Origin of the sequence: Amycolatopsis lexingtonensis (assembly GCF_014873755.1) — a bacterium.
Lineage (GTDB): Bacteria > Actinomycetota > Actinomycetes > Mycobacteriales > Pseudonocardiaceae > Amycolatopsis > Amycolatopsis lexingtonensis.
In genome coordinates this window covers 7,575,389-7,587,153 of the sequence record NZ_JADBEG010000001.1, presented here as the reverse complement: position 1 = coordinate 7,587,153, position 11,765 = coordinate 7,575,389, and the positions used below count along the sequence as shown (strand labels likewise).

At 72.2% G+C, this 11,765-nt stretch carries 16 protein-coding genes; 4 read left to right on the top strand and 12 right to left on the bottom strand.

Features of this window, described 5'->3' with window-relative positions:
* Positions 1–67: 67 nt before the first annotated feature.
* Both H4696_RS35005 and H4696_RS35000 read left to right on the top strand, forming a co-directional pair.
* On the top strand, positions 68–1,105 hold the full coding sequence (locus H4696_RS35005) for a LacI family DNA-binding transcriptional regulator (RefSeq protein ID WP_086862399.1): 1,038 nt from the start codon (positions 68–70) through the stop codon (positions 1,103–1,105).
* A 69-nt stretch (positions 1,106–1,174) separates the two neighbouring features.
* Positions 1,175–2,041: a LacI family DNA-binding transcriptional regulator gene (locus H4696_RS35000; protein WP_086862398.1), complete on the top strand. Its 867-nt coding sequence runs from the start codon at positions 1,175–1,177 to the stop codon at positions 2,039–2,041.
* Between the two features lie 6 nt (positions 2,042–2,047).
* Here H4696_RS35000 and H4696_RS34995 read toward each other — a convergent pair whose 3' ends face one another.
* Complete coding sequence (locus H4696_RS34995) at positions 2,048–3,046, bottom strand: glycoside hydrolase family 76 protein (RefSeq protein ID WP_086862397.1); 999 nt, start codon at positions 3,044–3,046, stop codon at positions 2,048–2,050.
* A 51-nt stretch (positions 3,047–3,097) separates the two neighbouring features.
* On the opposite strand from H4696_RS34995, the gene H4696_RS34990 reads away from it, so the two are divergent.
* The gene (locus tag H4696_RS34990; RefSeq protein WP_169735065.1) at positions 3,098–5,236 is read left to right on the top strand and encodes a molybdopterin-dependent oxidoreductase; all 2,139 of its coding nucleotides are present in this window, start codon (positions 3,098–3,100) and stop codon (positions 5,234–5,236) included.
* A 68-nt stretch (positions 5,237–5,304) separates the two neighbouring features.
* Positions 5,305–6,273, top strand: coding sequence for a cellulase family glycosylhydrolase (locus tag H4696_RS34985; protein WP_225955880.1), 969 nt, complete (start codon positions 5,305–5,307; stop codon positions 6,271–6,273).
* Here H4696_RS34985 and H4696_RS34980 read toward each other — a convergent pair whose 3' ends face one another.
* The 11 genes from H4696_RS34980 to H4696_RS34930 all read right to left on the bottom strand — a co-directional run bounded on the left by H4696_RS34980 (position 6,274) and on the right by H4696_RS34930 (position 11,676).
* A complete protein-coding gene (locus tag H4696_RS34980) occupies positions 6,274–6,930 on the bottom strand; it encodes a TrmH family RNA methyltransferase (RefSeq protein WP_086862395.1) in 657 nt (218 codons plus the stop codon).
* A 14-nt stretch (positions 6,931–6,944) separates the two neighbouring features.
* Positions 6,945–7,337, bottom strand: a complete 393-nt coding sequence (locus H4696_RS34975) for a DUF2784 domain-containing protein (RefSeq protein WP_086862394.1) — start codon at positions 7,335–7,337, stop codon at positions 6,945–6,947.
* A gap of 285 nt (positions 7,338–7,622) precedes the next feature.
* The gene (locus H4696_RS34970) at positions 7,623–8,180 is read right to left on the bottom strand and encodes an alkaline shock response membrane anchor protein AmaP (RefSeq protein WP_086862393.1); all 558 of its coding nucleotides are present in this window, start codon (positions 8,178–8,180) and stop codon (positions 7,623–7,625) included.
* A 142-nt stretch (positions 8,181–8,322) separates the two neighbouring features.
* On the bottom strand, positions 8,323–8,817 hold the full coding sequence (locus H4696_RS34965; protein WP_249026846.1) for a DUF6286 domain-containing protein: 495 nt from the start codon (positions 8,815–8,817) through the stop codon (positions 8,323–8,325).
* Positions 8,818–8,843: 26 nt separating this feature from the next.
* The gene (locus H4696_RS34960; protein WP_169734818.1) at positions 8,844–9,143 is read right to left on the bottom strand and encodes an Asp23/Gls24 family envelope stress response protein; all 300 of its coding nucleotides are present in this window, start codon (positions 9,141–9,143) and stop codon (positions 8,844–8,846) included.
* A 2-nt stretch (positions 9,144–9,145) separates the two neighbouring features.
* Positions 9,146–9,328: a hypothetical protein gene (locus tag H4696_RS34955; protein ID WP_086856482.1), complete on the bottom strand. Its 183-nt coding sequence runs from the start codon at positions 9,326–9,328 to the stop codon at positions 9,146–9,148.
* A 2-nt stretch (positions 9,329–9,330) separates the two neighbouring features.
* Complete coding sequence (locus tag H4696_RS34950; protein ID WP_086856481.1) at positions 9,331–9,774, bottom strand: Asp23/Gls24 family envelope stress response protein; 444 nt, start codon at positions 9,772–9,774, stop codon at positions 9,331–9,333.
* An 81-nt stretch (positions 9,775–9,855) separates the two neighbouring features.
* Positions 9,856–10,176, bottom strand: coding sequence for a hypothetical protein (locus H4696_RS34945; protein ID WP_086856480.1), 321 nt, complete (start codon positions 10,174–10,176; stop codon positions 9,856–9,858).
* Positions 10,173–10,535 carry an Asp23/Gls24 family envelope stress response protein gene (locus H4696_RS34940; RefSeq protein ID WP_086856479.1) on the bottom strand — a complete coding sequence of 121 codons (363 nt, stop codon included), beginning with the start codon at positions 10,533–10,535 and terminating at the stop codon, positions 10,173–10,175. The genes H4696_RS34945 and H4696_RS34940 overlap by 4 nt, the downstream gene beginning before the upstream one ends.
* Positions 10,532–11,119, bottom strand: a complete 588-nt coding sequence (locus H4696_RS34935) for a hypothetical protein (protein WP_086856478.1) — start codon at positions 11,117–11,119, stop codon at positions 10,532–10,534. The genes H4696_RS34940 and H4696_RS34935 overlap by 4 nt, the downstream gene beginning before the upstream one ends.
* Entirely contained in the window at positions 11,110–11,676 is a 567-nt protein-coding gene (locus H4696_RS34930; protein ID WP_086856477.1) for an RNA polymerase sigma factor, read from the bottom strand. The genes H4696_RS34935 and H4696_RS34930 overlap by 10 nt, the downstream gene beginning before the upstream one ends.
* Positions 11,677–11,765 lie beyond the last annotated feature (89 nt).

Here is an 11,765-nt window from a genome sequence, read left to right as displayed (position 1 = left end):
CGGGAAGGTAGACAGACTGCTCCGTGGACGCAAGCGTTTGCGCAAACGCTTGCCGGAAAGGATTGGCATGCCCCAGCCGAGGTCGTCGCGGCCGACCCAGCGCGACATCGCCGAGCTCGCCGGCGTTTCGATCACCACCGTCTCACACGTGGTGAACGGGACGCGGGCGGTCGCCGAGGACACCAAAGCGGCCGTGCTGCGGGCGATCGAGACGACCGGCTACACCGGCGACGCGATCGCGCGTTCCCTGGTCACCGGGGGTACGCGGTCGATCGGGATGGCGATCTCGCTGGTCGCCAACCCGTACTTCGCGACGCTGATGCAGGCGATCGAGCGGGAGGCGTCCGAGCACGGGTACACCGTCCTGCTGGCCGACACGCACGACACGGCGGACACCGAGCGTGACACCGTGCGTGCCCTGCGTTCCCGGCGCGTCGACGGCCTGCTCATCACCCCGGCCCCCGGCGACGGGCCGGTGATCGGCGAGCTCGTTTCGCTCGACGTGCCGACGGTGCTCATCGACCGGCTGGCCACCCGCACCGACGTCGACCAGGTGGGCTCGGAGAACATCCAGGCGACGTCGGCGCTGACCGCGCACCTGGCGACGCTCGGGCACCGGCGGGTCGGGATGATCAGCGGCGCGCCCGGGCTGTCGACGAGCGAGGAGCGGGTGCTGGGCTACCGGCTGGGGCTGGGCCGGTCCGGGCTGACGTGGTCGTCCGACCTCGTGGCCTGCGGGAACTCGTCGCGCGAAGGCGGCGCGCTGGCGTTGAGCACGCTGCTGGCGCTGCCCGAGCCGCCGACCGCGCTGGTCGTCGCGAACGACAGCATGATGGTCGGGGTGCTGCACGAGGCCCGGCGGCGCGGGCTGCGGATCGGGCGCGACCTGCCGGTCGTGGTCTACGACGACGTCGAGTGGGCGGACCTGGTCGACCCGCCGCTCACGACGATGGCGCAGCCGATCGAGGAGATCGGCCGCCAGGCGGTCCGGCTCCTGCTGGCCCGCATCAACGACCCGGCGCGCAAGGCCGAGACGGTCCGGCTGGCACCCACCCTGCGTCACCGTGAGTCGTGCGGCTGCCCACCGGTTCACTCACATCAGTGATTCTGGAGTTTTGCCGTCATCTCGGAGGCTTTCAGCGGATACCTTTCGGCTGAGCGTCTGCGAGGGCTTATGACCGCACTTTCGCCGGAGCTCCGGTTGTGGGACCCCCCGGTCACCTACCGGATCGGCGTCGCGATGGGTGTGCACGCGAACCCCTACTCGGGTGAGCTGCTGCGCGCCATCAGGGCAGCCGCCGCACACGCCGGCTGCGACGTCGTGCTGGCGGACACCGACGACATGGTCGGCGAAGAAGCGGCGCTCGTCCGCGCGTTGCGGGCCGACCTGGTGGACGGCGTGCTGCTGGTCCCCTCCTCGGGCGACGAAGCGGTGATCAACGGGCTGGTCCGGATGGGCGTGCCGACGGTGCTGGTGGACCGGGTGGCCGCGCGCAACGACGTGGACCAGGTAGGGACGGAGAACGTGCACGCGGTGGCGTCGCTGGTCCGCCACCTGACGTCGGGACGGCACCGCAAGATCGGCTTGATCTCGGGCGACGACGGGCAGGAAGTCAGCCGCGAGCGCGTCCGCGGCTACCGGCTGGGCCTCGAGCAGTCGGGGCTGCGCTACAACCGCGAGCTGGTCGAAAGCGGCTTGTCGTCCTCCGGCGGCGCGGCCCGCGCGACGGCGAAGCTCCTCGACGGCTGGCCGTCCCCGACGGCGCTGGTGGTGGCGGACGAGTCGATGCTGGTGGGCGTCCAGTACGAGGCCCACCGCCGCGGCATCCGCATCGGCTCGGAGCTCGCGGTGGTGGGTTACGGCGACATGGACTGGGCCCGCCGCGTGAGCCCGGCGGTGACCACGCTGGCCCAGCCGGTGGCCGAGATGGGCCGGCGGGCGGTGCAGCTGCTGATGTCGAGGATGGCGGACCCGGACCGGCCCCCGGAATCGGTGTGGCTGACCCCCAAGTTCCTGCACGGCGCTTCCTGCGGGTGCTGAAGCCGGTCAGAGCGTGGCCGCCGCCTCCAGGAGCATCCAGCCGCCCACCTGGACCGACAGGTCTCGCTCGGGGGCGTCGTCCGGCAGCGGCAACGGCGGGGCCGAGCGGTCCCAGTACGCGCTGAACAGTGGGCCCTCCGGCGCGTCGAGCGCGCCGGACCAGCAGGCCTCCGCCGACGTCAGCACCAGCGCACGAGCCGTCGCGGCCTCGGGTCCCGGCAACGACCGGGCCGCCAAAGCCAAGTACCGCGCCAGGATCGCCGCGAACAACCCGCCGTCGCCGCCGCCCTGGCCGCGGATCACGCCGCCGGGGGCGCAATGGGAAGCCACCGCGCGGACCGTCCGGGCCGCCGCGTCCACTGAGGACAGTTCCAGGCAAGCGCCGAGGTAGACCCCTTGGCAGTATGTGAAGATGTGCTTCACCAGCTCACCCGTGTCCGCCCGGATCCCGTCCCACACCAAGCCGGACTCGGGATCGACCAAAGTGGACGAAAGCCAGTCGAGCATCGCCTGGGCCCGGGAGAGATTCCCCGACCGGGCGTGGAAGATCGCCGCCGGGCCGTTCGCCGGGGCGTTCTTGAAGTCGTCGCCGCGGCGCCACCAGATCCCGCCGCCCGCCGCGGCTGTCCAGCCCGACAGCAGCTGCGTGTCGATCGCCGCCAGCGCCGGGCCGACGTCGATGCCCAGCGCGGAAACCCGTTGCAGGGCCAAGCCGAGCCACGCGATGTCGTCGTAGTAGTCGTTCGTCCAGCGGCCGAAGTTGCGCAGCCGCACCGAACGGACGAACGAGCGGATCACCGCCAACCGCGCGGGAGAAGGCGCACGCAGCTGGGCGTCGACCAGGGTGTCCAGCAGGTGCGCCTGCCACCAGTAGTTCCAATGCCAGTGCACGCGCTGGCCCGCCGTGGCCGGCCAGCCGCTGCGGCCGAGCGCCGTCGAGGGCAGGCCCCACACCCGGCGCAGGTGGCGGGCGGTCACCGCGCGTTCGGCGGCCGAGACGTCCATGTCGCAATCGTGCCTTGCCCCTCGACATACCGCTCGGTATGTTCAGTGGCCATGACGACCGCTCACGTCACCTGCCCGCTGTGCGAGGCCACCTGCGGCCTCGAGGTCACACTCGACGACAACCAGCAGGTCACCCGCGTGCGGGGGGACGATCAGGACGTCTTCTCGAAGGGCTACCTCTGCCCGAAGGGCGCGTCGCTCGGCGCGCTGCACCACGACCCCGACCGGCTGACCGCGCCGCTGCTCAAGCGCGACGGCGAGTTCGTCGAGGTCAGCTGGCAGGAGGCCTACGACGAGATCGCACGCCGCCTGCCGCCGATCCTCGAGGAGCACGGCCGGGACGCCGTCGCCGTGTACGCGGGCAACCCCGGCGTGCACAACATCGCGCTGACGCTCTACGGCCGCGTGCTCTACAAAGCGCTGGGCACCAAGAACTTCTACAGCGCGACCTCCGTCGACCAGATGCCGAAGCACTACTCGTCCGGCACCATGTTCGGCGACCCGCTCGCCATCCCCGTGCCCGACCTCGACCGCACGAAGCACCTGCTCGTGCTGGGGGCCAACCCGCTCGTCTCCAACGGCAGCCTGATGACGGCGCCGGACATCCGCGGGCGGCTGCGCGGGATCCGGGCGCGCGGCGGCAAGATCGTCGTCGTCGACCCGCGGCGCACGCGCACCGCCGCGTTCGCCGACGAGCACCACCCCATCCGCCCCGGCACCGACGCTTTCCTGCTCTTCGCGCTGGTCAACGTCCTGTTCGCGGAGAACCGCGTCGCACCGGGACGCCTCGCCGAGCACCTCAACGGCCTCGACGACGTCCGCGAGCTGGCCCGGCCGTTCACGCCCGAAGCCGTCGCGCCGCGCACCGGCATCGACGCGGCCGAGATCCGCCGCATGGCCCTCGAGCTGGCCGACGCCGAAAACGCCGTGGTCTACGGCCGGATCGGGACCACGACCCAGACCTTCGGGACCGTCGCGAGCTGGCTGGTCGACGTCCTCAACGTGCTCACCGGCAACCTCGACGAGCCGGGCGGCGCGATGTTCCCGCTGGCCGCCTGCCAGCCGACCGGGAACCGGCGGCCGTTCGCGGTCGGGCGCTGGCGCAGCCGCGTGCGCGGGTACCCCGAGGTCGTCGGGGAACTGCCGGTCGCGACGCTCGCCGACGAGATCGAAACCCCCGGCGAAGGCCAGGTCCGCGCGCTGATCACGGTCAGCGGCAACCCGTGCCTGAGCACGCCGAACGCCGGGCGGCTCGCCAGTGCGCTCGAAAACCTCGACTTCATGATCTCGGTCGACGTCTACCTCAACGAGACCTCGCGCCGGGCCGACGTCGTCCTGCCCGGCCCGTCGCCGCTCGAACGCCCGCACTTCGACCTGGCCTTCTACCAGCTGTCGGTGCGCAACGTCGCCAACTGGACGCCGGCGACGCTGCCCTCGGCGCTGCCCCAGGAGTGGGAGACGATGCTGCGCCTCACCGGCATCGTCGCCGGTCAGGGGCCCGAGGCGGACGTCGCCGCGCTCGACGACTTCGTCGCCGCCGATGTCGCCCGCCGCGCCGGGCTCGAGGTCACCCACGAGCGCACCGGGCCCGCCCGGCTGGTCGACCTGATGCTGCGCGCCGGTCCGTACGACGTCACGCTGGCCGACCTCGAAGCGGCGCCGCACGGGCTGGACTTCGGGCCGCTGAAGCCGCGGATCCCAGAGGTGCTGTGCACCGCGTCCGGCCGGATCGAACTGGCGCCGGAGCCGGTCGTCGCCGACGTCCCGCGCCTGCGTGACGAGCTGGCGAAGCCGGTGGACGACGGCCTCGTGCTGATCGGCCGGCGGCACTTGAGCTCCAACAACTCGTGGATGCACAACCTGGCGCCGCTGGTCCGCGGCGGCAACCGCTGCACGGTGCAGGTCCACCCCGCCGACGCGGCCCGCCTCGGCCTCACCGACGGCGGTCTCGCGGCGGTGACCTCCCGAGCCGGCAAGCTCGAAGCGCCGGTGGAGGTCACGGACGAGATCCGCCAGGGCGTGATCAGCATCCCGCACGGCTGGGGTCACGACGTCGACGGCGCGCGGACGCGGGTGGCGCGCGCGAACCCCGGCGTCAACTCGAACCTGGTCGCCGACGAAACGCTGCTCGACGTGCCGTCGGGGACGTCGGTGCTGAACGGCATCCCGGTGGAGGTCGCGCCGGCCTGACGCTTGACAGCGGTGCGGAGCCGAGTGCATCCTCAGCGTCGCATGTTTACGTGAACATCGGAGTTCGCATGACCCGCTGCCGGCACGTCGTCATGATCGCGATCCTCGCCGCCGCCCTGCTCACGGTTTCCCCGGCTGCCGCCGCCACGAACGCCTTCCGCGGCGTGAACTGGGCCGACGCCCGCGACAACTACGTCGACGGCTGGGTCATCCCGACCGGCCTCACCGCCGGGGACGGCTACGACACCGTCCGCACCAAGGCGGACGGCATCCTCACCGGCTTCCAGCAGCAGCTCGGCGCGAACACCGTGCGGCTGCCGATCAACCCGCAGAGCGTGAACTCGGACTGGTGGGCGCGGTACAAGGGCGCCGCCGATTCCGCGCTGGCGCACGGCATGAAGGTCGTTTTCGGCTACTGGGAAGCGAACAAGGACGGTTTCGTCGACGACGTGACCGCGTGGAACACCATGTGGGACAAGGTCACCGCCGATTACGGCGGCAACAGCGCCGTCTACTTCGAGCCGATGAACGAGCCGTTCGGCTACAGCCTGAGCGCCTGGGTTTCGCTGTGTTCGACCTGGCTGTCCCGGCATTCGACCGTCCCCCGCGGCCGGGTCCTGATCAGCGGGACCGGCTACAACGACAACGTCACCGGAGTCGGCGCGGCGAGCGCGTTGGACGGAACGCTGCTGTCGCTGCACTTCTACGGCTTCTGGGCGTCGGACACGACCCGCTCGGCGTGGACGGCCAACCTCAGCAACCGGCTGGGCGCTTACTCGTCCCGGACCGTGATCGACGAAGCCGGCGCGCCGATGACGACCGGGCTCGACTACTCGGCGGGCCACCAGGACGGCAACAACTTCACCGCGTACTTCGCCGCCACCACGGACCTGGCGCGGTCGCGGCAGATGGGTGTCGTCTACTGGCCCGGCCTGCGCTCGGGCGACACGTATTCGATCACCCGGCAGAGCGGCAGCGGCCTGGCGACGAACAACGCGTCCGGTGTCGTGCAGCTGCGGTGGGGCTGGGGGCTGTAGCTACCAGGCCGTCGACAGGTCGGCGTGCTGCCGGACCCAGGCGTGCATGACGATCCCGGCCGCGACCCCCGCGTTGATCGACCGGGTGGTGCCGAACTGGGCGATCGACACGACCAGCGCCGCGGCCTCCTGCGCCGGCTCGGACAGCCCGGGGCCTTCCTGGCCGAAGAGGAGCACGCACTCGCGCGGGAGGTCGGCTGTCTCGACCGGCTGCGACCCGGGCGTGTTGTCGACCGCGACGACGGCGAGCCCGCGCTCGGCCGCGTAGGTCACGAGCCCGGAGACGTCGTCGTGGTGGCGGAGGTGCTGGTAGCGGTCGGTCACCATGGCGCCGCGCCGGTTCCAGCGGCGCCGTCCGACGATGTGCACCTCGGCCGCGGCGAACGCGTTGGCCGTGCGCACCACGGTGCCGATGTTGTGGTCGTGCTGGAAGTTCTCGATGGCGACGTGGAACGGGTGCCGCCGCCGGTCCACATCGGACACGATGGCCTCGCGGCGCCAGTACCGGTAGGCGTCGACGACGTTGCGGCGGTCGCCTTCACGCAGCAGTTCCGGGTCGTACTGCTCGCCGGTGGGCCAGTCGCCGGGCCACGGGCCGACGCCGACCTCTTCGCGGCTCACCCACTCGGTGGGTCCGGCGTCGGGGGAAGTGGTCACCCCCCGATTGTCGCTCAGCCGAGGTGGACCGGGCGCGCGTGGTGGCCGTCGGCGTGCTCGCGGTGGCGCCAGCGGTGGTAGACACCGACGTAGGAGTAGACGACCACCGCGATCGCGACGATGCCGATCGCCGGCAGCCAGGACCGCGGGAACACGGTGTCGTACAGGTAGTAGGCGTTGAACCCGCCGGGCAGGTCACCGAGGCCCTGCTGGTGGCGGAAGTAGTTCTCGAGCGCGGTGAACGGGCACGGCACCGGCGCGACGTTCACCAGGACGCCCCAGGCCACGCCGAGCAGGTGGACGAAGATGAGCTTCGGCCAGCGCCAGGCGACGAAGCCGCCGAAACCGATGAGCACCAAGGCGAGCAGGTGTACCGCGACCGTCACGTCGGCCAGGAACTTCGCCATCACCCGCCCCCTTTACCGAACCCCCTACCAGCGACTTTACTCCGCTGATCGGATCCGGCCGCCCTGAAGAGTGCCCCGCTGTGTGATGTTTAACCCACCGGAGCAACCCGTTCACCTGGGTGGTGACGGAGGCGTCACACCCGGTGGGAATTCCGGCGGGCGCTTCGCGGGGTACTGCGTCGGTTCTTCGCGCGGGTACTGGTTCGGCTTCTCCCGATCGGGCTTGGTCCAGTCCGGCTGCGGCGGCGGGTCGTCCTCCTCCATGGGCCCGACGGTACGCCCGGGTCAGTGCGCCCGGGCCCCGGATTTCGCCGTCAGCCGAATTTCCAGCCGCACGGGCAGGTCCTCGACTTCGAGGGCCTGCTTCAGCCGCGGCACGGCGTGGCCGGTGATGCTCGCCCGGATCGCCGTGGCATCGGCGTCGCGGTCGGTGGTGACGACCAGGAAGAGCTCCGGCGCGTCCCGCGGCCCGGACAGCCAGGCCGAAGCGCTCCTGACACCGTCGTAGCCCTCGACGTCGGCGGCCACGGGCGCGGCGGCCGTGCTCGAGTCGAGGACGGTGGCACCGGTGTCCCGCTCGTTCCGCCAGGCGACGCTCTTCGGCCGCCGGAACGCCTGCGCGGCCAGCCAGCGGAGGCAGAGCAGGCCGAGGAGCGTGGCGACGGCGATCGCGACCCAGAACACCCAGGTGGGAGGCGCGGCGGCGCCGGGCACGAGCGGCGCCGCCGGGTCGAGCAGGCGGAGACGCCCGAAGTGGGTGGCGACGGCGAACCCGCCGCCGGCGAGGAGCAGGAGCCCGAGGAGGGCGAGGAGGCTGCGGTTGAGCCCGGCCGGCCGGTTCATCGCACCCCTCCCCGCTCGTGAACTCGCACCGCCGCACCCGGTCGAGAGCGCCCCAATGTGGCGTTCGGTGCGTCCAGCGCACCCAATGTGGCGTTCGGTGCGTTGGACGCAACCAACGCCACATTGGGGCGCTTGGGCCGGTTCATCGTGCTCCTCCTCGTACCCGGACCCGCACCTTCGGCGGCTCCGCCAGTCCCACCTGCGCCAGCCGCCGCGAGACCGCCGTCTCCACCGCGTCCGCCAGGCCTTCCGTGTTCGTCCGGTTCGTCCGCACCTTCACCCTCACCTTCCGGCGCCGCAGCTTCACCGCGGCCGTCGCCACCCCGTCGACGCCGGCCGCCGTCGAACGCACCGACGTGCGCAGGCCGTGGCGGGACGTGCCCGCCTCGACCCCCGCGGCCGGCGCGAGCGCCAGCACCACCGGGCGGCCTCGCAGGAGCGCCGCCGCCAGGAGCACGAGACCCGCCAGAACCGCTGCCCCGCCCCCGACGAGCACGGGCAGTTCGTTCCACGTCGTCTCGTGCACCCGGGCGGCGACCGCCTCGAACGACAGCACCGGTGGCTCGCCGAGCAGGCGTTGCACCAGCGCCGTCACGACCAGCACGCACGCGGCGAGCACGACCAGCGCCGTCAGCACCGCCGGCACGCTCCGCCGGGGGCGCCTCACCGGACTCGCCGCTTCGGCGTTTCGGGCCGGGACAGCGCGACCGTGATGTCCACGCGCGTCGCGCTCAGCCCGGTCAGTTCCGTCGTCCGGCCGAGCAGGTGCTCCCGGACCCGCTCGACCGTCGCCGCGATCGGGGCCGGGTACGCCACCGGCAGCCGGATGTCCAAAGTGGTCGATTCACCGTCCACAGTGGCCTCGGCGGTGACGTCGCCACCGACGTCGCCGACCTCGCGGGCGGCGTGCGCGGCGATGCGCCGCACCGCCCGCGGGGCCACGGTCGTCACTCCGCGTTCCACGGCTACCTCCGATCGCGTGCGGCGCCCACGAGGGCGGACAGGTCGAGCTTGCCGTCGAGCCAGCGTCCGGCCAGCAGGCCGAGCCCGCCGAGCACGAACACCGCCACGAACGCGCCGAACCCGCCGAACGCGGCGGCGAAACCCAGCGCCAGTCCGTACAACAGGCCGAGCAGTGTCGCGTTCATCGTCACTGCACCCGGTCCGAAGCGGCGGTCTCGTCGTCGTCACCGGGGAGGTGGACGTCGTTGACGTTGATGTTCACCTCGACGACCTCCAGCCCGGTCATCTGCTCGATCGCGGTGATCACGTTGCGGCGCACCGCCCGCGCGAGGTCGGCGATGGGAACGCCGTACTCGACCAGGATCTGCAGGTCGACCGCCGCCTGCTTCTCACCGACCTCGACGGAGACGCCCTGGCCGACGCTGGCGGACGCGCCCGGGATGCGGTCGCGGATGGCGCTCAGCGCGCGGGCCGCGCCGCCGCCGAGGTCGTGGACGCCGTTGACCTCGCGGGCGGCGAGCCCGGCGATCTTCTGGACCACGGTGTCGGCGATGGTGGTGGTGCCCTGCTTGGTGACGAGGGCGCTCTCGGTCGTGGTGGCCACGGTGTTCTTCTCGGCCGTCGCGGTCATGGGGTCCTCCCTGGATGTCCGTTGCCTCAAGGCTTTTCGCCTCGTTCGTAGGTAAGGACCCAGCGGAGGGGAGATCGTCACTTACCCTTTCGTGTGACGTGGGTCTCCGGCGAACGCGGCGCCGTCGAGGTCGGTGACGACCAGCCGCAGGCGCGCCTTCTCCCATTCCGTACCCACCAGCACCGGGCGCACGAGTTCCGCCGCCCGGTCCAGCAACGGCGGGATCGGCAGCCGGGTCGCGATCAGGCGGACCTGGACGAGCTCGGCCGACAGGTCGACGGCCATGCCCTCCCAGTCCACCGGCAGCCACGTCGTCTCCGGCGAAACCGGCGTCGCCGGGCGGAGGCCGTCGATCTCCTTCAGTGCGCCGACGATCTTGCCGACGGCTTCGGCCGCGGTCACCGGGCCGCCGGCTCGATGTCCATGATGGACACCGACACCTCGTCGACGACCAGCCCGGTCTGCTCGGTGACGAACCGGGTCACCGCGCGCTGGACCGCGCGGCCGACCGCCGCAGACTGGTCGGCCGCCGCCGTCACCAGGTCGACGTGGACGGTCACGCGGCCGTCCGCGGTGCGGACCCGGACGCCGTCCGCCGGCGCCGGGTCGAGCCCCTTCCAGCGCTGGCGGGCCGCGCGCGTCCACGACGTGACCAGGCCGCGCAGGCCCGGTTCGAGGCGCACGACGCCCGGTGTGCCGATCGCCGCCCGTGCCGCCACGCTGGCGATCACCGGGTCGGCGACCACGTAGTCGACGCTCATTCCCCTGGCTCCCCCGGAGTGTCTTCCCCGACAGTGTTTTCCTCGAAGACGTCGTCCACGAGCAGGTCGAGCTTCGCCAGCGTCAGGCCCACCCGGGCCGCGGCCGCCGCGGTCACCCGCTCCCGCACCTTCGCCAACGCCTCACCGCCCGTGGCGTTCCGCAGGCTCACCGCGAGGGTGAGCTCGACTTCGACGACCCCGTCGGCGCCGGTGCGCACGCGGCAGCGACGCGCCCGGATGCCGTCGACCGTGTCGGCCGCGTACCGCAGCACCGCCGCCACCGCCTGTTCGCTGATCTCGACGAACCCGGGCTCCGGGGTCGGCAGCCGCACCATCCGGTCGCGCCGCACCTCGGCCCGCACGGCCGACATGATCCGGCCGAACAGGTCCGGCGACGGCACGTCGTCCTCGGCCACCAGCTCCGTCGTCGCCTCGCGCAGCGCCAGCAGGCTCTCGCGCGCGGCCCGGCAGTGCGGGCAGGTCAGTTCGTGTTCGTCGGCCAGCCCGGCGCCGACCGCGTCGAGCCGGTCCCACACCTGCTCCACATCGCGTTCGCAGGGCAGCTCGTACTCCGTCATCGCCATGGCTTCATCACCTCCGCCAGCTGGGCCCTGGCCCGCGCGATCCGGCCGCGGACCGCGGTCGCGTTCGCGCCGACGACTTCGCCGATCTCTTCGTAGGACCGGCCGTGCACCTCACGCAACAGCCAGCACGCTCTCTGCTCGGGCGTCAGTTCCCCCAGCGCCGCGTTCAACGCCGCGAGCTGCCCGCTCACCTGGGCGGCCCGCTCCGGCTGCAGATCGCCCCGCGGCGACTCGGCGGCGTCCAGGTCGACGTCGGCCTGGGGCCGGCGCGCGCGGATCGCGTTGAGGCAGCGGTTCGTGGTGGCCCGGTAGAGCCAGCCGACGAACGCCGCGTCCTCGCCGAGCTGGGCGAGCTTGCGCCAGGCGTTGAGGAACACCTCCTGCACGACGTCTTCGGCGTCGCCGCGGTTCGCGAGCATCTTCACGGCGAGCCGGAACATCGGGCCCTGGTAGCGCAGCACGAGCTGCTCGTACGCCCGGACGTCGCCGTCCCGCGCGCGTCCCACGAGGGTCGCGTCGTCGAGCGGCGTACCGGGCTCCGCGCTGGTCGTCGTCACGGCACCTCCTCGCAGGGAGGACACCGGTGCGCGGAAATCGTCACGCACCGATTGTGGGTGACGGTGGTCACCGGGGCGAGTCCGTGACG